We start from the raw sequence: 22,198 nt of genomic DNA, 5'->3' as shown, positions 1-22,198 counted from the left end.
CTCGGCTGCCCACACGTCTACTTCAACAGTCCCCGCCACACCCCGTACAACGAACGGTCCCAGCCCAGGACACGAAATCCCGCTGGAGTACTAAGGGCTTGCAGGTCATTAACACGTTGTCTTGATCATGCTGCTGGAGTCGCCACTCTGGGCTCGAACCCGAGCCTAGAGGGCGGTGAGGGCGGAGGGCGGAGTGGCCGCCGGCGGGATGACGATGCTGTGCGCCTTGAGCAGCTTCCTGATCTTCAGCAGGGTGCGATGCATAGCGGTCCGACTGCTGTCGAACGGCACCGCGAGGGGTTCCGCGGCCAGCGCGACCCGCAGGTGAAGAACGGCTGCCAGGACCTGGTCGGGGAAGGCGAGCCGGGGCGGGCGGCCGCGCTTGACGTCGCCGTCGACGGCCAAAGTGTCGGTGAGACTGCTCAGTTGCTGGCGGGACATGCCGGTCAGCACGGGGTCGGACAGGAGAGCGTGGTCCCACTCCGGGACCGGCTTCTGCGGAGCACGGGGCGCTGGGATGGCAGGCACGGCTGGTGGTGCACAGCGTAGCTCCAGTCGCCACGGAAGGCGTGTCGGGTCAGTGGCAGGGATGCCATCTCCGCGTCGCCGATCTGGACTCCGGTTGGGTAGATGTTGGTGTCCAGTTCGGACAATGACTTCATGGCTGGTCAGCGGGCGGCCACGCCAGTTCATGGTGATGTGCGAGAAGAGCCGATGCTCGACCTTGTTCCACTTCGATGTGCCCGGCGGCAGGTGGCGCACGGTGTTCGTCAACCCTGTTTCGGCCGCAAGCCGGGCGAGTTCAAGCTTCCAGGCCCGGGTGCGGTAGCCGTTCGAGCCGCCCGCGTCGGCGGTGATGAGCAGTCGTGTTGCCTGCGGGTAGGCGGCCCGGCCCTGGCCGCACCACCAGCGGCGTATCGATTCCACTGCGAACGCGGCGGTGTCGTGATCGGTGCCCACGTTGACCCAGCCGGTGTTCGCCGCGAGATCGTAGATCCCGTACGGGACGGCTTTGCCCAGCTGCGGGTCGGCGAAGTCATGGACGTTCACCGGCACCGGATCAGCCGCAGGCCGCCACTGGCGGCCGTTGTTCCTGAACTCGCCGACGAGCTCATTCTTCTTGGTGTCCACGCTGATCACCGGTTGGCCGGTGTTTCGGTGATCACGGGCCTGCTCGTTGAGATAGCGGAACTGGGCATCCCGGTCCGGATGTTGGCTTCCCTCGATGGTCTTGGCATTGGCCTGCAGACTGAAGCCTTCCTCCCGCAGCAGGTCTGCGACGGTGTCCGCACTGACTTTGTGCCCGGTCCGGGTCAGCTCCCGCGCCAGCGTGCGGGTCGACTTCACCGTCCACCGCAGCGGCGACATCGGATCGCCGCGCTCGTCCGGCTCGACCAGCGCCAGCAGCGCCGGCCGCAGCCCCAGATCGAGATCTGCGACTTTCTTGCGGCCTCCGCCCGGCCGCCGCACCCGCCCCAGTGGTTCCTCGCTGGCCTCCAACTCGAACACGCCCTTGCGGACCGTGGTCTCACTCTCCGAGGCCGCCCGCGCGACGGCCCGGACACCACCGTGTTCCAGGACACGGGCCTCTGCGGCCATCAGCAGCCGTCGCTGCCGCTCATCCAAGTGTGGGAACAGCACCGCGAACTTCACGGCAAGTTGGCTACAGATCTCATCCGGGATACGCATACCACATCAACGAGCCATGGGCCGGGAAGCAACACCTTGATGATCTGCAAGCCCTTAGGGGTCAGTACATCTGCTCGGCGGCGGGCTCTTCGGCGATTGCGGTCTCGGAGCGGGCCACGACAAGCGTGGGCGATGCCTGCGGGCGCATGGTGCGCAGCAGGACGGGGACGGTGATCAGGGCGAGGGCGGCGCCGAGCCAGAGCACGGAGTGTAGGGCGCTGGAGAAGGCTGCAGTCGCCGCGGGCAGGGTGTGTGGATGCCGCCGTTGAGTTGTTCGGTGACGGCGTCGGGATTTGCCACCTTGCCCGCCAGTTGGGCTGCGGTGACGGTGACCAACAGGGAGCCGCCGATGGCCGAGGCGGCGGTGTCGCCGGTGAGCCGGAAGGCGTTGTACATGCCGGTGGCCACGCCAGCCTTGGGCAGCTCCACGCTGGAGATGGCGGCACCATCCAGGATGGCCAGGGTGCCGCCGTAGCCGATGCCGGTCACCAGCAGCGGGCCGACCAGAGCGCCGGTGCCGGTACTGCCCCGATCACTGTCAGCCAGGTCATGCCGCCGGCGACGAGCAGCATGGCGATGATGAGCTGGGTCCGGGTGGACAGCACCCGGTTGATCGGGCCGGCGAACATCGGCATGAGCACCATCGGGGCGGTGAACAGCAGCAGGACTCCTCCGGCGTGCCGCGCGCTGTAGACGTGAACGGCGCTGAAGTAGGTGGGCAGCAGTGTCAGGAGCGGCAAAAGGCTGAAAGCGAGGGCCATGGCGGCGAGGCTGACGCCCATGAATCGGGAGTGCCGCAGCAAGGACAGGTCGAACATCGGTGTCGGGTGCCGCTTTTCGACGGGTAGGCGTGCCACGAGGGCCACGAGGAGCCCGAGGGGCGCGGGTATGGCGAATACGCCGCGCCAGCCCATGGCGGAGTCGACTGCACCGGAGATGAGAGGGCCGAAGGCCAGTCCAGCCCCGATTGCGGTGCCGGAGATCCCGAAGGCGCGGACACGGTCATGTCCGTGGAACCGGGATGTGATGAGGGCGGATCCGGCTGTCAGGGTCGCGCTTGCCCCGATGCCACCGACGGCTCGTGCGATGTCCAGGACCAGGATCGATCCCGCGAAGGTGCACACTACGGCGGAGAACAGGCTGATCCCGAAAAGGAAGATGCGGCGGCGGCCGACGCGGTCGGCGAGGGTGCCGAAGGCCAGCATCAGCGACGCGAACGTCACGTTGAAGCCGACCACCACCCACTGCAGTCGGTCTACCGGGACGATCCGGGCCTCACCTTCACCGAGGGCGTCGACCGGTGGCTCTCCGCCGAGCGCGGGTACCTCGATCCGGAGCTGATGCAACTCACGGGCGCGATGTACGACGCCAATCCGGGCCTGCGGTCCATGGGCACGGCCGAGATCACCGAGGCTGTTTCCCTTGTGGGAGCGGCCTTCGCCGCCGAGACCGGCCTGCCCCAGGGCCATCCTCTGATGACGGTGATCGGCGCCGCGATCGGCGGGGACTTGTCCCAGTGCCTGTTTGCCAGCCTCCACAGCCCGGAGCAGCCCGAGCGTCACGACGACTTCATCCGCATGCTGCGGCGGCTGCTCTGGTCGGGACACTGAATCCGCAGCCCGGTGGTGTGGGCCGTTGCGCAGACGGGTCCGTCGGGGTGAGGGTGAGGTCGGACGCGTCGATCGACAGGCCGCACCAGTCACGGGCAGGCGGTTCGGACGCTGCACGCGTGTGAGTTTGCCCAGGTGCGGGTCGTGGGACTGGGCGGCGGCGAAGCTAGCGAGGCCGCCGTGGATCAACTGGTGTCCGCCAGGGCCGCCCGTGCGGGGCTACGGTCTGCGCTGGAGGCTGCCCGGTCCCTGAAACCGACCGCACCCAACACTCTTCGATCAGGGGCAGGCCGGTGGCGACGACCGGCAATCAAGTTCCACGGCCCCGCCGCTTCCGCAGTCGCGCCGTGGCGCGCACATCCGGGAAGGCTCGGCGCCACGGCCGGCCAAGCCGGCTTGACCGTGACGACGGCGAGCTGGATGGAGATCCAGCGCGCCGTCGTTCGGGCCGTCATCCCAGAACGGCCGACCGGCTCCGTCCTTCACCGGTGGCGTCCAGTACCGGGGGAGAGGGGACCCACCCGTCGGGTGGTGTGACCGGCCACCGCCCTGCGTGTGACGGGTTTGTGCGGCTTGCTTGCGGGGCCTGGCTACTGGGTGCGGTCGGCGGGCTTGATGAGGAGGGCGATGCTGGCGGCCACCACGGCGACGATGGCCGCGCCGGTCATGGCCCAGCTCATCCCGGACAGGAACGAGGCATGGATGACGTTGGTGATCGCCTCGCTCATCTGGGGTGGCATGCTGGGCGAAGCCGGGGGTGCGAAGCCCACCTCCGCGGCTCGCTCGAGCCCCGCTGTGGCGCTGCCGGGCAGGGGCGGGAGATGGGATGCGGTCCACTGGCGCGGAAAGACATCGCCGACGCGGGTGGCCATCATGGCGCCCAGGACGGCAGTGCCCAAGCTGGTGCCGACCTGCTGGGCCACCTGTCCGAGCGCACCGCCCACACCGGCCAGGTCGGCGGGAGCCTTGCCGACGACGATGTCGGTTCCACCCACGACGACCGGGGCGAGCCCGACGCCCAGGAGCGTGAGCCAGCCTCCGATGGGCAGCGCCCCGCTCGTCGCCTTCAGCGACGACAACCCCCACAGTGCGGCTGCAGTCAGCAAGATGCCGCCGGTCATGGGGATACGCGGCCCGACTTTGGCGATGAGCGCGGCGACCGCCGGGCAGGCCACGACGAGGACCGCGGTCAGCGGCATGAGCCGAAGGCCTGTCACCACCGGGCTGTGGCCCTGCAGATTCTGCAGGTAGAACGACAGGAAGAACAGGCCGCCGACGAACGCGAAGTACTGAAGCATGATCAGTACTACGGCGCAGACCAGTGAGGGGGATCTGAACAGGCGCGGCGGCAGGAACGGCTCGCGCGCCCGGTGCTCCCACAGGCCCAGGAGGAGGAAGGCCACGACCGCTGCGCCGAGGAAGGCGAGGGTCCGCGAGGAGCCCCAGGTCCAGGTGCTGGCGTTGACCAGCGCCCAGACCAGGCAGAACAGTCCACCGGACAGCAGCACGATGCCGGGGACGTCGAAGGACTGGCGCGTGCGGTTGACCGCTGTGGCGGCTAGAACCACGGCTCCGTAGACGGCCGCCACGGCGCCGAGGGGCAGGAGCGCCACGAACACCGATCGCCAGCCGAAGTGCTCGACCAGGAGACCGCCCAGGACCGGTCCGGCTGCGACACCGGCTCCGATCGCGGATCCCCACACGCCGATGGCGGTCGTCAGCCTGCGACCGGGGAAGGCTCCGCGGAGCAGGCCGAGCGCCGAGGGCATGATCAGTGCGCCGAACAGGCCCTGGAAGACTCGGGAGACAAGGATGAGGGTGATGCTCGCCGACGCGCTGATCGCTCCGCACGCCGCGGTGAACCCGGCGACGCCGATCAGGAACGTGGTGCGGTGTCCCAGCCGGTCGCCGAGCTTTCCGGCCGGGATGAGGGCGATCGCCAGAGCGAGCACATAGGAGTTGATGATCCATTGGATGTCGCTCAGCGAGGCGCCGAGGCTCCTTTGTATCGTCGGCAGCGCGATGCTGCCGAGCGAGCTTTCCAGTGAGAAGAGGATCGCCCCTAGAAGCGCGGCGATCAGTGTCGGCCACGGCCTGCCCCGCAAAGAGCCACGGGACGGTGCGATACCTGGACTTTCCACTTCTACGGGTGTCGTCATAGGCGCATCTTTGAGCCGTGTGACCCCGATTACAAATATAAATTCAGGGCTGACTGATAACTTCAAGCTATGGACATCACCCTCCGCCAGCTCGAGATCTTCAGCGCGGTGGCCCGCAGCTGCTCGTTCACGGGCGCGGCGAACGAGCTGCTGGTGAGCCAGCCGGCGATCAGCCGGACCGTGACGGAACTCGAGCGGAAACTTCATGCGGTCCTGCTGGTGCGCACCACCCGGTCGGTCGAGCTGACCGAGGCGGGCGAGGAGTTCTTCGCTGTCGCGACCGAGATCCTCGAGGCGTACCGGCGCAGCCTGGACTGGTTTGCGGACTACCAGTCGGGACGGCGCGGCCAGGTGACCGTGGCGACCCTGCCATCCGTGGCCGCCGTCATCCTGCCCGCGGTCGTCGCAGGCTTCCTCGAGGAGAATCCCGGCGTGCAGGTCCGTCTCGTCGACGGCACCAGCGAGCAGGTGCTGGAGGCGTTGCGCGACGGAAGCGCCGACTTCGCAATCGCCGAGGTCGGTCCCGCGTCGGCGGGGCTGTCGATGCGGCCCCTGCTGGACGATCCGCTGGTCGCGGTGCTCCCGCGCGGGCACGCCCTGGCCGACCAGGTCCGGGTGGCCTGGACGGACCTGGCCGGCGAGCCGTTCATCGCCTTCGGCCCGGGCAGCAGCATCCGGCGGCTGGTGGACCTCGGGCTCGCACAGGCCGGAGTCGAGCCGCGGCACAGGCTGGAGGCGGGAACCGTTGCCACCGCTGGCGGCATGATCTCTGCAGGCCTGGGTGTGAGCGCCATACCGGAGCTGGCGCTGGCCCTGATGCCCTCCGGGCCCCTGGTCACGCGGCCGCTGGGCGAACCCTCGATCAGGCGCAGGATCGCGGTCCACCAGCAGGCCAACCGCCGCACCCCGGAGACGGTCCAGCGTCTGATCGACCGGGTCGTCGCGCAGGTCCTCGGAGGCAGTCTCGATACATAGTGAGAAAGCATTAATTTATGCCTGATATATATTTGTTATGGCGAGGTCGTCTGGCCAGACTGAAGCCATGCCCAACATCAGGATCGGCTCGGGCGCCGGATTCGCCGACGACCGGCTGGAGCCGGCGGTGGAACTGGCCGAGCGCGGCGACCTCGACTATCTCGTCTTCGAGTGCCTGGCGGAGCGGACCATCGCTTTGGCCCAGCGGGATCGACTCCTCGATCCCGGCGCCGGGTACAACGAATGGCTCACGGAGCGCATGGCGGCGGTGCTCCCTGCCTGTGTCGCCCGGGGCACGAGAATCATCACCAACATGGGGGCGGCCAATCCGCTAGCCGCGGCCCAGGCCGTGGCCGGCATCGCCAAACAGGCCGGCCTCGACGGCCTGACCATCGCCGCGGTCACCGGCGACGACGTCCTCAGCCTGGTCGCCGGAAGCGACCTCGCCTTCACCGATCGCGAGGGCACCGCCGCCTTGCTCGGAGACGCGGTGCTGTCAGCCAACGCCTACGTGGGCTCCGAACCGCTCGTTCGGGCTCTGACGCTCGGTGCGGACGTCGTGATCAGCGGCCGGATAGCCGACCCGTCCTTGTATCTCGCGCCGCTGGTCCACGAATTCGGGTGGGCTGCGGACGACTGGGATCTGATCGGCAAAGGCATCTGTGTCGGCCACCTGCTGGAATGCGCGGGCCAGGTCACCGGCGGCTACTTCGCCGATCCCGGCTACAAGGAGGTGCCTGCACTGTCCCGCCTCGGGTTCCCGATCGCCGAGGTCTGCCCGGACGGAACCTTCGCGGTGACCAAGGTCGCCGGGTCCGGCGGGCTCGTGGACGTGCGCACCTGCACCGAACAGCTCCTCTATGAAGTGCACGACCCGGCCGCCTACGTCTCCGCCGACGCCGTCGCTGACTTCTCCGGGGTCCACCTGGAGCAGACCGGGCCCGACCGCGTACGCGTCACCGGCGCCACCGGCTTCCCTCGACCCGCACAGCTCAAGGTCTCCGTCGGCTATCTCGACGGATACCTCGGCGAAGGCCAGATCTCCTACGCCGGGCCCAACGCCCAGGCACGCGGCCGCCTGGCACTCGAGGTCGTCCGCGACCGGCTCGAACAAGCCCGGCAACCCCTGGCCGACACACGGTTCGAACTGATCGGCGTCGACTCCATACACCGCGGACCCGTCGGCAACCACGTCGAACCGGTCGAGGTCCGCGTCCGCGTCGCGGGCCGCACCCAGACCCTCGAGGCCGCCATCCGGATCGGCCGGGAGGTCAGCAGCCTTTGGCTGAACGGGCCCACCGGAGGAGGCGGCGCCGCGCGGCGCACCGAACAGGTGGTCGCGATCGCCTCCGTGCTGCTGCCAAGAGAACTGGTGACAACCGACGTGACCGTCCTGGAGGTCTGACGTGCTTCTCCACGAGCTCGCACACGCCCGCGCCGGTGACAAGGGAACCACCTCGGACCTGACCCTGATCGCCTACCGGCCCGAGGACTATCCGGCACTGGCCGCCTACGTCACCGAAGCCCGCGTGCGCCGGCACTTCGCCGACATCGCCTGCGGCGAAGTCCGGCGCTACGCACTCCCGCAGCTGCACGCCCTGAAGTTCGTGCTGCATGACACCCTCGGCGGTGTCACCCGCACCCCCGAGCTCGACCTCCACGGCAAGAGCCTGTCGTCCTCGCTCCTGGAGATGGAGATACCAGCCGCGACCCTCATCCACCCCGACCAGCCGCAGGAGCAGGCAGAATGACACCGAGCGATCTGATCGTGGAGCGCGACGTGCCGGTCACCATGCGCGACGGCGCCCGGTTGCTGACCGACATCTGGCGCCCGGCCACCCACGAGCCGCTGCCCGCGCTCCTGATCCGCACCCCCTACGCGAACCAGGTCATCCAGGCCGCCTGCCCGGAGCGACTCGCGGCCGAGGGCTTTGCCGTGGTCGCCCAGCACTGCCGGGGCCGGTTCGGCTCCGAAGGGGAATGGACCTACCTCCACAGCGACGTCGACGACGGCTACGACGCTGTCGAGTGGACGGCAGAACAACCCTGGTGCAACGGCCGCGTGGGTATGTTCGGCCGGTCCTACTCCGGCAACGCCCAGTGGCTCGCCGCGCAGGCCCGACCACCGCACCTGACGACCCTCGCCCCCGAGGTCTGCGCAGCCGACTACTGGGAGGGCATGTTCGACAGCGGCGGCTCGTTCCGGCTCGCCCTGCGCCTGGGCTGGTCGGTGTTCGTCGTGGCGCAGATGGCGCAGGAATGGGGCATCGACGACGACGAGCTCGCCCAACTACGGGACCTCTCGGCCCGCGCCTACGACCTCGAGCACAGCGACGACCGGGACGGCCTCGCCGAGACCCGCCGTCAACTGCGGGCCGCAGTCGAGAAGATCCTGCGGACCCGGCCCCTGCGTGACAACCCCATCTGGCACGGGCGCGCGACCTGGCTCGACGAACTGTTCGAACACGAGTCCCGCACCGACTCCCACTGGCTGCGGGTCAACCCCACCACACACTACGGCGTGATCGACCTGCCCGCCCTGCACATCGGCAGCTGGTACGACATCCACCTCGGTGCCACCCTGCGCCACTTCACCGGCATGCAGCGGCAGGCGCCCACCGCACAAGCGCGCCAGGAACAGCGCCTGATCGTCGGCCCGTGGGAGCACGGCAACCCCAGTGCCCGCATCGTCGGAGAGGTCGACTTCGGCCCCGACGCGGTGGTCGACCTCACCCGGGTGCGTGCGGACTGGTTCAAGCGGCACCTGTCCGGGCAGCGCGGCGCCGACTTCGCCCCGGTACGGATCTTCGTCATGGGCGACAATGTCTGGCGCGACGAGCAGGAATGGCCCTTGGCCCGTACCCGCTTCACCCGCTGGTTCCTCCACGAGGCCGGACAACTGCTGCCGACCGAACCCCTCGCCGGCGGCGGGGACAACTACACCTACGACCCCGGCGACCCCGTCCCGACCGTCGGCGGACGGCTGCTGGGCGCCGCAGGGGAAAGCCCAGGTCCTTTCGACCAGCGCGCTGTCGGGAATCGCGACGACGTGCTGACCTACACCTCTCCCGTCCTGACCGAAGACACGGAGCTGACCGGGCCCGTCACGATGGACCTGTGGGCTTCGACCGACGCCCCGGACACCGACTTCACCGCGATCCTGGTCGACGTCCACCCCGACGGGCGCATGATCAACCTGTGCGAGGGGGCCGTCCGGGCCCGCCATGCCGCGATCACGATGCCGCTGATCCCGCACGCGGCCTACCACTACACCATCGACCTGGCCGCCACGAGCGCGGTCATCACTGCCGGCCACCGGATCGGCGTCCGGATCTCCTCGAGCAGTTTTCCCGAGTGGGAGCCGAACCCGAACACTGGCCGCCCCCTGGGGGTGGATACCGACGCCGACATTCGCGTCGCCCACCAGATCGTCCACTGCGGCCCCACCGGGCCGAGCAGCATCGTGCTCCCGGTGATCCCCCGGTGACAGCCGTATCCCTCACCCACGCCCTTCGAACGGATAACCGATGACACAACCCCTGACCCCCGCCGAGCTTATCGCGGCCTTCGCAGAGCAAAACGGCCCCGTGGCGCTCAAGCCGACCACCACGTCGACCGACCCGTTCTTCGCCTACGACCGCCCCGAGACCCACGGCGTCCACGCCGAGCAGGTCCAGGTGCCAATGCGCGACGGCGTGCACCTGAGCGGCGAGCTCCACCGCCCGGCCAACCCCGACGGCACCCCAGCAGCCGGCCCGTTCCCCGGGATCGTCTACGAGTTCAACGGCTACAACTCCGTCCCGTTCTTCGCTGCCGGGGCGCACCACTACGTCACGCGCGGCTACGCGGTGCTGGTCTGCAACGTTCGCGGGACCGGCGGATCACCCGGGACCGTCGACCCCTTCGGGCTCCAGGAGCAGAACGACAACGTCGACCTGATCGAATGGCTCGCCGCCCAGCCGTTCAGCACCGGGAAGATCGGCCAGATGGGCGTGAGCTACGGCGGCCACAACACCATGCTGGCTGTCGTCAACCAGGCACCCCACCTGGTCACCGCCATCGCGGCCCAGTCCTTCAGCGACTGGTACGACAACACGCTGTACCGCGGCGGAATCCCCAACGCCCAGATCCGCGAGTGGCAGCGCAACACCGCCCCCCACACGCTGGAGACCTACCCCGAGCACCCGCTCTTCGACACCTACTGGCAAGAGCGCAGCGTCAAGATGCGGTGGGACAAGGTGAACATCCCCGTCCTGGATGTCGGCGGGTGGTTGGATGCCTACCGCGTCGGGATGGTCGAGAACTACCTCTCGAACCCTGACCTGTTCTGGATGGTCGCCGGCCCCTGGCAGCACGGCATGATGCCTGGCCAGATCGAGGACATCGCCGCCGCCGGCTACCTGGCCTGGTGGGACTACTGGCTCCAGGACGACTTGGCCGGACTGCTGCCCCAGGTCAAGGTCACCTCCTACGAGATGCCCAACCACGGCTGGCAGCAGTACACCGCCTGGCCTCCCGAGCAGTCGCAGACCACCACTTGGGCGATGACCTCGACCGGACGACTGCGGCGCAACGGCGCACAGGGCGGCAACGGCCTGGCCGAAGCTGCCAGCTACATGGTCTTCGACGCCCGGCCCCCCAAGGAGAGCCCGGACGCACCCGCCCAGGATTCGCCATCGGGCCGCCTGGTCTTCCACACGCCGCACCTTGAGTTCGACGAGGTGATCGCTGGCGCGGTTGAGGTGAGCGTGCGCGTCGCGTTCTCCGCCTCCGACGGACACATCGCCGCGATCCTTGAAGACGTAGCCCCGGACGGCACCGCGACCAGGATCACCAACGGCTGGCTCAAGGCCAGCCACCGCGACGGCGACGAGGAACCCGCGCCCGTCGAGCCGGACACCGCCTACCACTTGCTGGTCGCTCTGTGGCCCGCCCACCACCGCGTGACCGCGGGCCACCTGCTGCGTCTCACGATCTCCAGCAGCGACTACCCGCAGATCGACGACACTGCCTCGCCCGGCACCGTTACCCTCCAGGTGGGCGGCGACAGCTGCGAACTGCGCTACGGGGTGATCGCGTGACAAGCCGCATTCTGGCCAACCGTGCGGCCATCGTCACCGGCGCCGGCCAGGGAGTCGGTGAGGGCATCGCCCGTGCCCTGGCGGCCGAAGGCGCCCACGTCGTCGTCGCGGACATCAACCCCGAGCGCGCCGACGCCGTCGCAGCCGAGATCAACGGACTCGCCGTGCACTGCGACGTGACCGTCGAGCAGGACGTCGCCTCCACCGTCGCCACCACCGTCAAGCACTTCGGCACCGTTGACATCCTCGTGAACAACGCCATGGCGCAACGGCCCGGCGTGCCACTGCAGGACATGTCGTCGGCCGACTTCGACCTCGCCTACGGATCGGGGCCGGTGGCCACGTTCCTGTTCATGCGCGAGTGCTTCCCCTACCTCCGCGGCACCGGCACAGACGACCAATCCGGTGGGCGGATCATCAACCTCCGGTCCGGTGCCGAACTCCAGGGACTGGCAGGCTTCGGCGCCTACGCAGCCGCCAAGGGCGCGATCGCGGCCCTCACCCGCGTTGCCGCCCGCGAATGGGGTGTCCACGGGATCACCGTGAACGCTGTGGCGCCCTTCGTGCTGACCGAACAGGCCGAACAGTACTTCGCAGCCCACCCCGACGAACTCCAGGGGCTGCTCGCCCAGACGTCGATCCCGCGCACGGGGAACGCACAGCTCGACGTCGGCCGCGCCGTCGTCTTCCTCGCGGGACCGGACGCCAGCTACCTCACCGGGTGCACCCTCCCGGTTGACGGCGGCGGACTCATCTTCAGCTGACCAAGGAGAGGCCGAACATGCAAGGCAAGGTAGCGATCGTGACCGGAGCGGGCGGCGGCATCGGCGCCGCCTGCGCAGCAGAACTGGCCCAGCGGGGCGCCGCCGTCCTCCTCGCTGACGTCAACGGAGACGCCGCTCAGGCACGCGCCGCCGAGATCATCCGCGACGGCGGACAAGCCCATGGCATCCAGACCGATGTGCAGGACGAGCAGGCCGTGAAGGCCATGGTCGAGGAAGCCGTCACCCGGTTCGGACGGCTGGACATCCTGGAGAACAACGCCGCGGCGACCGCCGCCTCCGTAGGCGACGACGACCTCCTCACCATGGACAGCAACCTGTGGGACCTGACCATGGCCGTGAACCTGCGGGGCCCGATGCTCGGCTGCAAGTACGCCATCCCCGCGATGAAGCAGTCTCGCGGCGGAGTGATCATCAACATCTCGTCCGGCTCGGGTGTCATCGGCGAGCCGACCCGCTTCGCCTACGGGGCCTCCAAAGCGGCCCTCAACTCCATGACGCGCTCGATCGCGGCCCGCTACGGAAAGGACAACATCCGCTGCGTGGCCGTTATGCCCGGCATAACCCTGAGCGAGCAGGCGATCCAGGCCCTCAGCCAGACGCAGTGGCTCAAGATGATGCAGCGCCACCACACCACACCCCGACTAGGACACCCGCAGGACATCGCCAAGTTCGTGGCCTTCGTCGCGTCGGACGATGCCGGCTTCATCAGCGGAAGCGTCCATGCCGTTGACGGCGGAGTCCTCAGCGTCGCGCCGTACGCAGCCGACATGCGCGAATACGGTACCCAGCCCATCTGACCGGACAGGGACGCTCAGGTGCGCCGGAAGCAGTCCCCTGACATGGCGTCAGAACCACGGAGCGGGAGTCGTCCGGACACCTGATGTGTCGCAGGCGCGCTTCCACGGCGGCCGGGTCTGCGAGAAGCAGACCACCGTGGACGGCACCACCCTCTACATGCCGCTGCCCGTTGAAGACTTCCAGCTACGAAGAGAGGAGAAAGCCCGGTTCTACCACCTCGTCCGCATCCCCTGCCGATACGGCGACCACACCGTCCGCATCCGCGTCGATCAGACCGCCGAAGACCGAGAAATCGACCCCTCCGCGAAGAGGCGAGACGGTCTGTCCGCACCCGCCGCTCGATGAGCAGGCCGCGCGAGGACAGCCAGCCCGGTCCCGCGGTGGCCCTTGCCGGCCACAGCACAAGGAACAGCAGGAGGGCCAGTGATGTCCACAGGGCGCCACGTGGCCCGCTGAAGGTGCCGGCACCGGTGTCCACTGTCAGCAGCAGAACGAGAAGCAGCACGGCACAGCCGACGGCGGCCCGCGCGTTCCCGGCCCAGCAGGTGTCGTACGCAACGGGCCTCCCGCGTGTGGTGCGGTCGGTGGTGTGTTGCTCGCGCAGGGGGCGGATGACGCGTCGTCGCATGCCGGGGATGCTAGGGACGCGGACGGGCCCCAGCGCGCGTGTTGACGGACCACTGACGTGCTGCCGGTCGTTCCTGATGGGACGCATATGGCCCCTTTACGCACGCGGGGTTGGGCATGGGACGAGGAAGCGGCCGTGCGAGACCGAGCCCCCTGACGGTTCGTCCGGCGATCTCCTTCACCTCTTCGAGCCGCGTGAAGCCGGCGGCGTAAGGAAAACGTCAAGTACGTCGCGACGGCCGTAAGAGCGCCGTCAACGAGAGACGGAAACCTGGCACGAGGGGGTTTCCTCAGGACGTCCGTCCCGCAAGCTGTGACGGCGCGTCCAGGGATCGCGGCCCGGCCCGCTCGGCTTCTCGTCGGCCGACCCGGACCAGATCTTCCATCTTCCCAGCCTCATACCGCACTTAAGGAACTCACAGCCAAGTGACCGTGTTACCGCAGGGAGCAGGAGCCCACGCTTCGGAGCAGGCCCCCGTATCGCCGGCTCCCGCTCCGGCCCGAGGACCGGACGACTCCCGCGCACCCGAGGATCGCGGCGCGACCCGGGACTGCTGGAGCGTGTGGTGGCAAACATCGTGGAGAACGCGGTCAAGTACAGCCCGGACGGTGAACGGGTACTGGTGTCGGCCAGCGCCATCGCCGTCCGTGTCGAGGTACGGGTGATGGACCGGCGTCCCGGACGAGGCCAAGAACCGGATCTTCGCACCGTTCCAGCGGTACGGACATACCCCCCGCGGCGCCGGAGTGGGGCTCGGCCTCGCGGTGGCCCGCGGATTCACCGAGGCCATAGGAGGCACCCTTGAGGCCGACGACACCCCGGGCGGCGGCATGACCATGGTCCTCACCCTGAGACCGGCCCCGGCCACCCGCCGAAACGCCCTGACCGCTCAGCCACGGAGACGTCCTAGAAAGACGTCCGGGAAGGCGATTCCCCGAACGGAACTCCTCGGGAGACGACCGGGAAAGCAACCGTCAGTCGACCACCAACTCCCGTGTGTCCAGCGGCATCCGCCAAGTGATCCTGCGCTGCTGGGCGTCGAGCCCGTCCCGCAACGGTGAGGGTGGTATGGCCGGTACGGGCAGGGGGCGTGCGCGACGACATATCGGGTGACCGAGGGCCAAGGTTACGACGAACACGGTGTCGACATCGGCGTCTCGTACATGCAGGACAGCATCGGTCGGACGAACTCGGCGGAGGACAGGCACCTACAACCCCGCTACCAGTACGGCGAAGTGCGGGTCACCCGGATGCGGCCTGATCCGCCGGACACGCTCTAGCCGTCGCTGGTTCGGATGGGTACTCCGTGTTCGTTCGGTTCGTAGGTGCGGCGGGCGTTTTTCTCGACTTTCTGGGCTACCTCGTGGTCAAGGTCGATGCCGTTCATCTGCGCGAGGGCGGCGGTGTAGAGGAGGATGTCGGCGAGTTCTTCGCCGAGGTCGGGCAGGTTCTTGCGCCAGGCAGTGAAGGCTTCGCCGATTTCGGCGGTGAGGAGTCCGAACTCCAGGGCTACGTCTGTGGTGTTGAAGCCTTTGAGGTTCTTGTTCTCCCAGGCGAGTTTCTGGGCGGTTGCGATGTCCACGGCTCCTCCAGCGGCGGTACGGCAGGTGCTCCCGGAGCCTAGTGGGAGCGGTGTGCCGGGCGTACGCGTATCGGAGCGGTCGTCACTCCTGCGAGGGGAGGCTGGTGGCTGTGGTGTCCAGGGTGAGTACGGGGGTGTAGTCCGCCAGTGTTGAGAAGACCTGTTCGTAGCCCGCGGTCAGGGCGGTGATCTCGTCGAGGGCGGTGGCGTGGCCGTCGCGGGCGAGGAGCCGTTGGTGGATGGTGGCGGGTGGGGCGGTGAGGTGGATGAGGGCGCCGGTGCGGGTGATGACGCTTTCGGCGAGGTCGAGGTGGTCGGGGGTTCGGGGTGAGTGGACGACGGTGAAGCCGTGGTTTGTCGACAGGCGTTGTGCGAGGGTGCTTTTGCCGACGCCGTCGCAGCCTTCGAGGACCAGGGTCTGGTAGTGGCCGGCGATCTCGTCGATGTTCATGCGGCCAGCCAGGACAGAACGTCCTCGCGGTTGTCGAGGCGGGTCTCAGCGGCGTATTGGATCATGAGGTTGCGCCAGTTGGGTTCCCGGCCGTGGGCGTGGGTGAAGGACGAGCGTGGGTGGACGGCGGCGGTCCGTATGCTACGGGCCGCTGCGGCGCCGATCAGCAGAGCAGTCCCGGGCGGGGTCTCGGGCCCCGAGACGTCTGCCAGAAGGCGGTCGGCCGAGCACATCGCCGTCAGGTCCTTCAGCGCCGCCTTCACCGGATCGGCTGCCGTGAAGCGCTGGGGTACCGCCACGGTGTAACCGGCCGCTACGCATGTCTCGGCCAGGTGGTTCCCGTCCCAGGCCGTGTACGGCGACGCCTCGACGTAGACGGACGATCGGTCGGCCGGAGATGGCCTCACGAGCCGGGCAGGGTGGTCCGGCAGGTTGATCAGGGTGTCGACGGTCGTATCGAGTGCGGTGTTGATCTGGGCGAGATTGCGGGCGCGGAAAGCCTCGAAGAGGGAAGGGACTTGTTGTCCCAGCAATTCCGGGTCGCCGAGCCTTGGTACGCGCACGACTCGGGCGGCCACCGCCTGGATGAGCGGGTCGGGGAAGCTGAGATGCGGACCGGTCTCGGTCAGGGAGTAGGTCTGGAAGTCGGTACTGAGCACGACGACCGGGACGCCGGAGGCGACGGCGTATCCGATCTCCATGCAGACCCCGTCGTCCAGACTCGGGCCGTGCAGGAGCGCGATCATGGCGTCGAGACGGCCGAGGCGCTCGCGGTCCAGCTCGAAGAGGCGGCGGCCCTTGATTTCGGCCACCAGATCTTCCTCGTCGGTGTCGCAGAAGGGCAGGAACACGTTGTCGGGGCCGGTCTTCGCGGCGATGCGCTGGGCGAGGGCGGCGGCGAGTGCGCGGTCGTGTGCGGCAAAGAGCCGGTGAGCGATGTAGTAGGACACCAGTAGCTCCCGGGAGATGAGTCAGACGGGACGAGGCGCGGGGATCGGAAGAGGCGGAGCCGAGACGTACTCGGCTGCTGCTGCCACCCCGCCCGTCAGCGCTTCGCGGGGCGTCGCGCCGTACGCGCGGAGGGCGAGGAACGTACCGGCCAGGGTGTCGCCAGCGCCCGTCACCTCCCGCGTGGAACGGGGTGGCGGCAGGACCGAGGCGGTGAGCCGCCCGAAGTGCCGCACTTGGGCGGCTCGCGGGCCGTCGGTGACAACGACTCTCGCAGGTCCGCGGTGTCCAGGACGCTGTTCAGCAGCCGGTACTCGGCCGCGTTGACGAACACCGTGGTCGCCTTCGGCAGCCACCGGGCGGCGGCGCGGATCATCTCCCCGGCGCTCGGGAGGAAGAAGTCCACGCTGAACGCGGCGCCGTGTAAGGCGAGTCGGCTGAGGACGGCGTCCGCGTCGAGGGGGCGGCGGCAGCAGACGTGGTACGTACCGTTTGGGCGTTCGTCCACGTAGGCGAGTGCGTGAGCGGTCAGGTTCTTGGCCACGCCGTAGCCCGCACGGGCTGTGACCAGCTCACCGTCCGCGTCGTACATCAACTCGAAGGTGGCCGAAGGGCCGTCGGCCCGCCGGTGCGCGGACCAGTCGAGCATGTCGAGTCCCGGTGTCCTGGGGAGGTGTGCGAGGTCGTTGCCGAGTACGCAGACCGGTGCGGCCTGTCGCCCGGCCTTTCTGGAGGCCAGCGCGAGCAGCAGGGCCGCGCCGCCGAGCCTGGTGCCGCCGCGGTGGTCGGGATAGTGCGTACGGTCCCGGCTGACGTTGCCGATCACGGCAAGGCGTTCCACGGTCCCTCCATCGAGTCAGGCACGGCGGTGGGAGTGTGGGCAGTCCACGATCTTGGTGCAGACCGGCCGGCGGCGGCACAGGCGCGGGGACGGGCCGTTGAGGTACAGGCGCTTGAAATAGATCAGGACCAGGTGCACCCACCAGGTGGGCTCAATCCCATCGGGGATCGTGACCTTGTACTCGTGCTCAGCGGCCCGCGCGCGGAAGTTCGCCGAGCGGGCCTGTACGGCGGCTTCAAGAGCGTGGCGGAGGCACTCATGTGTCACTGGGCCGGACGGAAGGGCGATACCGAGCAGGGGTGCCAGCTTGGAGACCATGCCGGAGTCCACCGGGATGATCCCGCAGTGATACCCGCGAGCGGTGAGCAGCGCGCACTGGGCGACCTTGAACGACGCGCCGCGCACCCGCCGCGCAAAGGCGACCACCAAAGCGTCGCAGTCGGCGGACTCCGCGGTCGCGTCGGTTCCCTCTTTGTCCCAGTGCTGGAGAAGCTCCGCGAGGGACCGCAGGTAGTCGATCCTGGTTTGAGGCAGACCGATGGGCCGTACCAGTTCGGTGAGTTCGTCGTCGGTGGCGGCGACGAGGCTGTCGAAGCCCTGGGCATCGGCCGATGCGATCACCTCGCGTAGGTGTTCACCATCCGGTAGGAGACCCGGGTGGACCAGCCGGCGGCGAGCATGCGCATCCGGGTGTCGGTGATCGATGTCGGCCACCAGCGGTTCTCGTCGTGGTTGGTCTCGACCTTTGCCTGGATATCCGGCAGGGCCGCGGCGCAGGCGACCAGCCGGTGGATGCGCCGGGTGTCGAGCGCCTTCGGCTTGGCGCGTTGGCTCGTCATGACGCGACTGAAGCATGGACGCGAGCCGCCAGCAGCGCCATGGCCAGATTGGAAGAGAACACCGGCTTGCCGAACCGGCGCTCCAGCTCGGCGAGCACCGGAAGGGTGTGCCAGCCGGTGCAGGACAGCACGACCGCATCAGCAGCCCGTACCGCCTTCTCTGGGAGCTGCCCGACAAGCTCCAGGATCTGATCCGGAGCGACATCGGCGTACCCGTCGTCCAGCCCGAGGCTCGCCTGTGCCAGGACCTCGATGCCGGACGCAGTCAGCGTGCCACTCTCCGCTTCGGTGACGGAGGCGGGATAGGGCGTAGCGAGCACGACGCGGGAGGCACCCGAGCCCGCGAGGGCGCCGAGGAGTGCGTCAAACGCCGTGACCACGTCGTCCGGAAGCCCGGGGCCGCCGGTGAATCCCGCGGATGTACACGCGAGGACCACCGCGTCCAGTGGGAGGTGGGACAGCGAGTCGAGTGCCCCAGCGGAAGCGGACCGCAGACCGTGCCAGAAAGAGGAGTCGATCGCTGTGGTCCTGGACGCCGGCACCAGACGGGCATAGTGAAAGACCGTGTTCGCCAGGCCGAAACGAGGCAGCTCGGTTTCCACCGCGGTATTGGCCCAGGGCAGCAGCAGCCCGACGCGTACGGTACGGATAGTCGCTCCGTCGAGAGCCGCGAGCGTGGCGAGTGCTCCGTCAGGCAGCGGCTGCATGGCGCTCTCCGTAGATCACGCGGGGTGCGTGGCCGGTGACGACGAGGTCGGCCGTGGTCCCCAGCGGGACCGCTGCGCCGCGCTCGACGATCTGGATGGAGTACGAGCCCAGTCGCCGCCACCATGTGCCGCCCCGGCCGATGAAGTACGAGTGCAGGCCGGGCACGCGCAGTCCGGTCGGGTAGACGCGCTCCTTCATCGGCCGGTCCCAGGTGTGGTCGATGTCGGCCTTCCACGAGGCGAAGTGCTCGGCCGACGGCGGGGGTGCCAGTTCACCGAGGGCGGCCAGCGGGGTGTCTGGGAAGGCGCGGGCCAGGCGTACGTTCGTACGGTGGCACAGCAGGCCGGCGTCGAGAATCCCGGCCAGACCGCGCAAGTTGGCCACATGCGTCCCGTGGGTCTCGCCCGGCAGGCCGTAGACCAGGTTCAGCCCCGGAAGGAGCTTCGGGAGACCGCCCGGACCGCGGTCGGCGCCCGCCTCGTTCACGTGCTCGATGGCACGCGTCAGGATCTCGGGCGTACACGTCAGTGTGTTCCGCTCGATGACCGCGAGATCGAAGCTCTCGATCCCCATCGGTGCGCAGTTGCCCTCGGTGCAGTAGTCGGCCACCAGCTTGGCGATACGCCGCCCCACGGGCGCGGCCACCACCAGCGGGTCCGCGTTGTCGATATGGAGTACTTCCAGCTCCGGGCAGCGCTCTCGTATCCCGCCAAGCACCGCGCGGATCGCGTCCTCGTTCCGGTTGCGGTACGAGAAGAAGCAGGTCTGCTGGCCGAGGCGGAAGTTGCGGACCCCCGCCGCGTAGAGCTGGGCGGCCTCCTCGACCACGTCCTCGACTTCGCGGAAGGCGACGAGAGGGGATTTGGCCGGTTCGTTGCAGAAGTCGCAGAACTTGCGCCGTGTACAGCCGCGGTACAGCTCCAGCTCGGCGATCGGGCGCCAGGGCATCTGCTCGACCAGGCCCGCGAAGCTGTCGCGCTCGCGCTGCATCTGGGCATAGTCGGCCGGGTGGCGGCTGCCCAGGTGGAGATCACTGGCCGTGATCGTGTGGGTGTGGACGGCATCGAACAGCCCGGCGTATTGCGCGGGTGAGGCCAGGGCGTAGGTGGACAGTGGCCCCAGGAGGTATCGGCGGCCTCGCGCGCAGGCGAGCGCGCGAGCGATCTCCTCAAGCGATCCGTTGACGGCATGCAGATGGACGGACGGCACCGCGTCCCCCGCCACCACCACAACGACCTCGGCATCCCGCAGGAGCTGGACGGCGTTGTCGCGGTTGACCGTCGCCGAGTAGGTGAGCGGGTCGCTCTGCGGCGGTTCGACGGTCGGCTTGCCACCAGCCAGGCACCATCGGACATCGTCGATCGTTACGTACCGCACGTCGGCCTCGGGCCGTGCCCGTCGCAGCGCCGACCAGGCGTTTCGCACGTAGGTCGACAGGTAGGGCGGTACGCCGAGCCCGCTCGGCTCAACGGTGAAGCAATCCAAGATCACTACAGGACGCATGTGTGTCTCCCCTCGACGCTGAGAGCAATCGGCGGCGTTCCACCGGCGTGCTCGCCGGGAGGCCATCGGCCCGCAGCCCTCCCAGTTTCAGCGCCGGAGGCCCTCCGAGAGGAGGGAGTGAAGGGGTTGTTCGGTTGTACGGGGGTTGTTCTTCGATGGCACTGTGTCGGAACGCTGGGACACAGCGTGATCGACAAGGCGTCATCAACCCATGGGTGGAGCAAGGGGAACCGGCGAGGGCAACGCCGTGCTCGCGGCTGTGATCGTCGAAGCCGGTTGCTCTCACGCGGCGTTGGCCCGCCGGGTCAACGAACTGGGCGTGTCCCAGGGCGAGGTGTCGCGCCACGACAAGGCGTCGGTCACCCGCTGGCTGCAAGGGATGACCCCACGGCCGTGCCCCCGAGTTCATCGCCGCTGCCCTGGCCGGCTTCCTGGGACGTCCCGTCGCGCCGGTGGACCTGGGCTTCCCGGCGCAGCCCCAGAGGCCTGTGGTCGCACGGGCGTTGACGTACCGTGAAGACGTGGGTGAAACGCTGCACACGCTTGCGGAGCTGGGCTCCACTGACATTTCTCGGCGCAGTCTGCTCGGCGCCGTACCGTTCGTCGCGACCGCCCTGATGGATCCCCAACGGCAATGGCTTCTCTGGCTGTTGGAGGACGAGCAGGCACCACGGCTCGCCGTCGTCGCCGACGGCGGTCCTGCCGAGCAGGTCCAGGCGATGATCGACATGTTCGATGAGATGGACAACAAGTACGGCGGCGGAGGCGTCCGCGCCAGCATCGTGCACTACCTCAGCACCCAGCTCGCTCCCATGCTGCAGCAGCGCAACATGCCTCCGCACCAGCGCCGCTTCCTCTACACCTCGGCCGCGAAACTGGCCGCGATGGCCGGGTGGTGCTCGTACGACTCGGCCGATTACGGGCTCGCCGAGCGGTACATGATCCAGGCGCTCAGGCTATGTGCCGAGGGCGGTGACCGAGTCCTCGGCGGGCAGATCCTGGCGGGCATGTCCCATCTGGCCACCAGCCTCGGCAGCCCGGCCGAAGGAGTCTCACTGGCCAGGGCAGGAATCGCCACCGCGAAATCGGCAGGCAGCCCGCTGGGACTGATGCGGTTGCATGCTATGGCCTCCCGCGGATATGCCGTACTCGGTGACTCCCGACAGGCGACAGCCTCCCTCCACGCGGCCGATGGCGCACTGGACATCAGCCGGGGACCGGCCGAGGAGTCGCCGTGGGTACGGTTCCTGGATCACCATTACCTGGAGGCCGAAGCGGCCCTCGTACACCGTGACCTCGGCGAGGCCGTACGAGCCGAACGCCTCGCTACGGCCTCGGCGAAGGCCAACAGCGACCGTCGTCGACGTCAGGCGATCAGCCGTTCTGTCCTTGCCACCGCCCTTCTTCAGCAGGACCGCCTGGACGAGGCGGTCGGCACGGCGAGCGATGCGCTGGACCTGCTGGGCGGCGTTCACAGTGAACGTTCCGTACAGGCGCTGCGCGACTTCCGTGCCCGGCTCGCGCCCCGCAGGACAGAGACGATCGTGCGCGACTTCGAGCGCAAGGCCTGGCCGATACTCGGTACCGCGGCCTGAACAGCA

The 22,198-nt window shown here is 68.6% G+C and carries 24 protein-coding genes and 2 pseudogenes; 12 read left to right on the top strand and 14 right to left on the bottom strand.

Going from position 1 to position 22,198, the window contains the following annotated elements; translation table 11 throughout:
- Positions 1-165 precede the first annotated feature (165 nt).
- From ACFV6H_RS18650 to ACFV6H_RS18635, 4 genes and pseudogenes are all read right to left on the bottom strand, one after another.
- Positions 166-1,689 (bottom strand): annotated as a pseudogene (locus ACFV6H_RS18650) (ISAzo13 family transposase).
- A 61-nt stretch (positions 1,690-1,750) separates the two neighbouring features.
- Positions 1,751-1,894, bottom strand: coding sequence for a hypothetical protein (locus ACFV6H_RS18645; RefSeq protein WP_384988159.1), 144 nt, complete (start codon positions 1,892-1,894; stop codon positions 1,751-1,753).
- Positions 1,864-2,178: a hypothetical protein gene (locus tag ACFV6H_RS18640; protein ID WP_385543084.1), complete on the bottom strand. Its 315-nt coding sequence runs from the start codon at positions 2,176-2,178 to the stop codon at positions 1,864-1,866. The genes ACFV6H_RS18645 and ACFV6H_RS18640 overlap by 31 nt, the downstream gene beginning before the upstream one ends.
- Positions 2,175-3,035, bottom strand: a complete 861-nt coding sequence (locus ACFV6H_RS18635) for an MFS transporter (protein WP_385543111.1) — start codon at positions 3,033-3,035, stop codon at positions 2,175-2,177. Before ACFV6H_RS18635 ends, ACFV6H_RS18640 begins: the two co-directional genes overlap by 4 nt.
- On the opposite strand from ACFV6H_RS18635, the gene ACFV6H_RS18630 reads away from it, so the two are divergent.
- Complete coding sequence (locus ACFV6H_RS18630) at positions 3,030-3,299, top strand: hypothetical protein (RefSeq protein ID WP_385543114.1); 270 nt, start codon at positions 3,030-3,032, stop codon at positions 3,297-3,299. The genes ACFV6H_RS18635 and ACFV6H_RS18630 overlap by 6 nt on opposite strands.
- A 590-nt stretch (positions 3,300-3,889) precedes the next feature.
- Here the strand turns inward: ACFV6H_RS18630 and ACFV6H_RS18625 are convergent.
- Positions 3,890-5,458 carry an MFS transporter gene (locus ACFV6H_RS18625; RefSeq protein WP_384988161.1) on the bottom strand — a complete coding sequence of 523 codons (1,569 nt, stop codon included), beginning with the start codon at positions 5,456-5,458 and terminating at the stop codon, positions 3,890-3,892.
- A gap of 69 nt (positions 5,459-5,527) precedes the next feature.
- Here ACFV6H_RS18625 and ACFV6H_RS18620 point away from each other — a divergent pair, with 69 nt between their 5' ends.
- The 10 genes and pseudogenes from ACFV6H_RS18620 (at position 5,528) to ACFV6H_RS18575 (ending at position 15,005) form a co-directional block, all read left to right on the top strand.
- Positions 5,528-6,433, top strand: coding sequence for a LysR substrate-binding domain-containing protein (locus ACFV6H_RS18620; RefSeq protein ID WP_384988163.1), 906 nt, complete (start codon positions 5,528-5,530; stop codon positions 6,431-6,433).
- A 37-nt stretch (positions 6,434-6,470) separates the two neighbouring features.
- Positions 6,471-7,838 (top strand): acyclic terpene utilization AtuA family protein, encoded by a 1,368-nt coding sequence (locus ACFV6H_RS18615; protein ID WP_385543080.1) that lies wholly within the window; start codon positions 6,471-6,473, stop codon positions 7,836-7,838.
- A gap of 1 nt (position 7,839) precedes the next feature.
- Positions 7,840-8,184 carry a hypothetical protein gene (locus tag ACFV6H_RS18610; protein WP_384988167.1) on the top strand — a complete coding sequence of 115 codons (345 nt, stop codon included), beginning with the start codon at positions 7,840-7,842 and terminating at the stop codon, positions 8,182-8,184.
- Positions 8,181-9,920, top strand: coding sequence for a CocE/NonD family hydrolase (locus ACFV6H_RS18605; RefSeq protein ID WP_384988169.1), 1,740 nt, complete (start codon positions 8,181-8,183; stop codon positions 9,918-9,920). Before ACFV6H_RS18610 ends, ACFV6H_RS18605 begins: the two co-directional genes overlap by 4 nt.
- Positions 9,921-9,960: 40 nt before the next feature.
- Positions 9,961-11,514 (top strand): CocE/NonD family hydrolase, encoded by a 1,554-nt coding sequence (locus tag ACFV6H_RS18600; RefSeq protein WP_385543075.1) that lies wholly within the window; start codon positions 9,961-9,963, stop codon positions 11,512-11,514.
- Positions 11,511-12,278, top strand: coding sequence for an SDR family NAD(P)-dependent oxidoreductase (locus ACFV6H_RS18595; RefSeq protein WP_385543072.1), 768 nt, complete (start codon positions 11,511-11,513; stop codon positions 12,276-12,278). The genes ACFV6H_RS18600 and ACFV6H_RS18595 overlap by 4 nt, the downstream gene beginning before the upstream one ends.
- A 17-nt stretch (positions 12,279-12,295) precedes the next feature.
- Positions 12,296-13,096, top strand: a complete 801-nt coding sequence (locus tag ACFV6H_RS18590; RefSeq protein WP_384988173.1) for an SDR family NAD(P)-dependent oxidoreductase — start codon at positions 12,296-12,298, stop codon at positions 13,094-13,096.
- Between the two features lie 85 nt (positions 13,097-13,181).
- The gene (locus ACFV6H_RS18585) at positions 13,182-13,442 is read left to right on the top strand and encodes a hypothetical protein (protein WP_385543068.1); all 261 of its coding nucleotides are present in this window, start codon (positions 13,182-13,184) and stop codon (positions 13,440-13,442) included.
- An 845-nt stretch (positions 13,443-14,287) separates the two neighbouring features.
- Positions 14,288-14,786, top strand: a pseudogene (locus tag ACFV6H_RS18580) (sensor histidine kinase).
- Positions 14,787-14,834: 48 nt separating this feature from the next.
- Positions 14,835-15,005, top strand: a complete 171-nt coding sequence (locus ACFV6H_RS18575) for a hypothetical protein (RefSeq protein ID WP_384988176.1) — start codon at positions 14,835-14,837, stop codon at positions 15,003-15,005.
- Here ACFV6H_RS18575 and ACFV6H_RS18570 read toward each other — a convergent pair.
- The 9 genes from ACFV6H_RS18570 to ACFV6H_RS18530 all read right to left on the bottom strand — a co-directional run bounded on the left by ACFV6H_RS18570 (position 15,002) and on the right by ACFV6H_RS18530 (position 20,597).
- Positions 15,002-15,307: a MazG-like family protein gene (locus ACFV6H_RS18570; protein WP_385543065.1), complete on the bottom strand. Its 306-nt coding sequence runs from the start codon at positions 15,305-15,307 to the stop codon at positions 15,002-15,004. The two genes, ACFV6H_RS18575 and ACFV6H_RS18570, sit on opposite strands and share 4 nt — an antisense overlap.
- Before the next feature lie 82 nt (positions 15,308-15,389).
- On the bottom strand, positions 15,390-15,758 hold the full coding sequence (locus ACFV6H_RS18565) for a hypothetical protein (protein WP_385543062.1): 369 nt from the start codon (positions 15,756-15,758) through the stop codon (positions 15,390-15,392).
- Positions 15,755-16,708, bottom strand: a complete 954-nt coding sequence (locus ACFV6H_RS18560) for a nucleoside 2-deoxyribosyltransferase (RefSeq protein ID WP_385543059.1) — start codon at positions 16,706-16,708, stop codon at positions 15,755-15,757. Before ACFV6H_RS18560 ends, ACFV6H_RS18565 begins: the two co-directional genes overlap by 4 nt.
- A 21-nt stretch (positions 16,709-16,729) precedes the next feature.
- Entirely contained in the window at positions 16,730-16,942 is a 213-nt protein-coding gene (locus ACFV6H_RS18555) for a PfkB family carbohydrate kinase (RefSeq protein ID WP_385543056.1), read from the bottom strand.
- A complete protein-coding gene (locus tag ACFV6H_RS18550; protein ID WP_385543053.1) occupies positions 16,879-17,547 on the bottom strand; it encodes a carbohydrate kinase family protein in 669 nt (222 codons plus the stop codon). Before ACFV6H_RS18550 ends, ACFV6H_RS18555 begins: the two co-directional genes overlap by 64 nt.
- A gap of 15 nt (positions 17,548-17,562) precedes the next feature.
- Positions 17,563-18,168, bottom strand: a complete 606-nt coding sequence (locus ACFV6H_RS18545; RefSeq protein ID WP_385543050.1) for a hypothetical protein — start codon at positions 18,166-18,168, stop codon at positions 17,563-17,565.
- Entirely contained in the window at positions 18,165-18,386 is a 222-nt protein-coding gene (locus ACFV6H_RS18540; protein ID WP_385543047.1) for a hypothetical protein, read from the bottom strand. The genes ACFV6H_RS18545 and ACFV6H_RS18540 overlap by 4 nt, the downstream gene beginning before the upstream one ends.
- On the bottom strand, positions 18,383-19,093 hold the full coding sequence (locus tag ACFV6H_RS18535) for a hypothetical protein (protein ID WP_385543044.1): 711 nt from the start codon (positions 19,091-19,093) through the stop codon (positions 18,383-18,385). Before ACFV6H_RS18535 ends, ACFV6H_RS18540 begins: the two co-directional genes overlap by 4 nt.
- On the bottom strand, positions 19,077-20,597 hold the full coding sequence (locus tag ACFV6H_RS18530; RefSeq protein WP_385543041.1) for a radical SAM protein: 1,521 nt from the start codon (positions 20,595-20,597) through the stop codon (positions 19,077-19,079). Before ACFV6H_RS18530 ends, ACFV6H_RS18535 begins: the two co-directional genes overlap by 17 nt.
- Positions 20,598-21,118: 521 nt before the next feature.
- Here ACFV6H_RS18530 and ACFV6H_RS18525 point away from each other — a divergent pair.
- Positions 21,119-22,192 (top strand): hypothetical protein, encoded by a 1,074-nt coding sequence (locus ACFV6H_RS18525; RefSeq protein WP_385543037.1) that lies wholly within the window; start codon positions 21,119-21,121, stop codon positions 22,190-22,192.
- The last annotated feature ends 6 nt before the right edge of the window (positions 22,193-22,198 follow it).

It is taken from the genome of Streptomyces sp. NPDC059743, from assembly GCF_042732975.1.
Taxonomy (GTDB): Bacteria; Actinomycetota; Actinomycetes; order Streptomycetales; family Streptomycetaceae; genus Streptomyces.
This window is presented reverse-complemented; position numbering and strand designations above follow the sequence as displayed.

Excerpts from the sequence above, each read along its gene's own strand:
- ACFV6H_RS18630 (WP_385543114.1), top strand. The coding sequence starts at position 3,030 with ATGCAACTCACGGGCGCGATGTACGACGCCAATCCGGGCCTGCGGTCC.
- ACFV6H_RS18625 (WP_384988161.1), bottom strand. The coding sequence starts at position 5,458 with ATGACGACACCCGTAGAAGTGGAAAGTCCAGGTATCGCACCGTCCCGT.
- ACFV6H_RS18620 (WP_384988163.1), top strand. The coding sequence starts at position 5,528 with ATGGACATCACCCTCCGCCAGCTCGAGATCTTCAGCGCGGTGGCCCGC.
- ACFV6H_RS18615 (WP_385543080.1), top strand. The coding sequence starts at position 6,471 with ATGGCGAGGTCGTCTGGCCAGACTGAAGCCATGCCCAACATCAGGATC.
- ACFV6H_RS18605 (WP_384988169.1), top strand. The coding sequence starts at position 8,181 with ATGACACCGAGCGATCTGATCGTGGAGCGCGACGTGCCGGTCACCATG.
- ACFV6H_RS18600 (WP_385543075.1), top strand. The coding sequence starts at position 9,961 with ATGACACAACCCCTGACCCCCGCCGAGCTTATCGCGGCCTTCGCAGAG.
- ACFV6H_RS18590 (WP_384988173.1), top strand. The coding sequence starts at position 12,296 with ATGCAAGGCAAGGTAGCGATCGTGACCGGAGCGGGCGGCGGCATCGGC.
- ACFV6H_RS18565 (WP_385543062.1), bottom strand. The coding sequence starts at position 15,758 with ATGAACATCGACGAGATCGCCGGCCACTACCAGACCCTGGTCCTCGAA.
- ACFV6H_RS18540 (WP_385543047.1), bottom strand. The coding sequence starts at position 18,386 with ATGACGAGCCAACGCGCCAAGCCGAAGGCGCTCGACACCCGGCGCATC.
- ACFV6H_RS18535 (WP_385543044.1), bottom strand. The coding sequence starts at position 19,093 with ATGCAGCCGCTGCCTGACGGAGCACTCGCCACGCTCGCGGCTCTCGAC.
- ACFV6H_RS18530 (WP_385543041.1), bottom strand. The coding sequence starts at position 20,597 with ATGCGTCCTGTAGTGATCTTGGATTGCTTCACCGTTGAGCCGAGCGGG.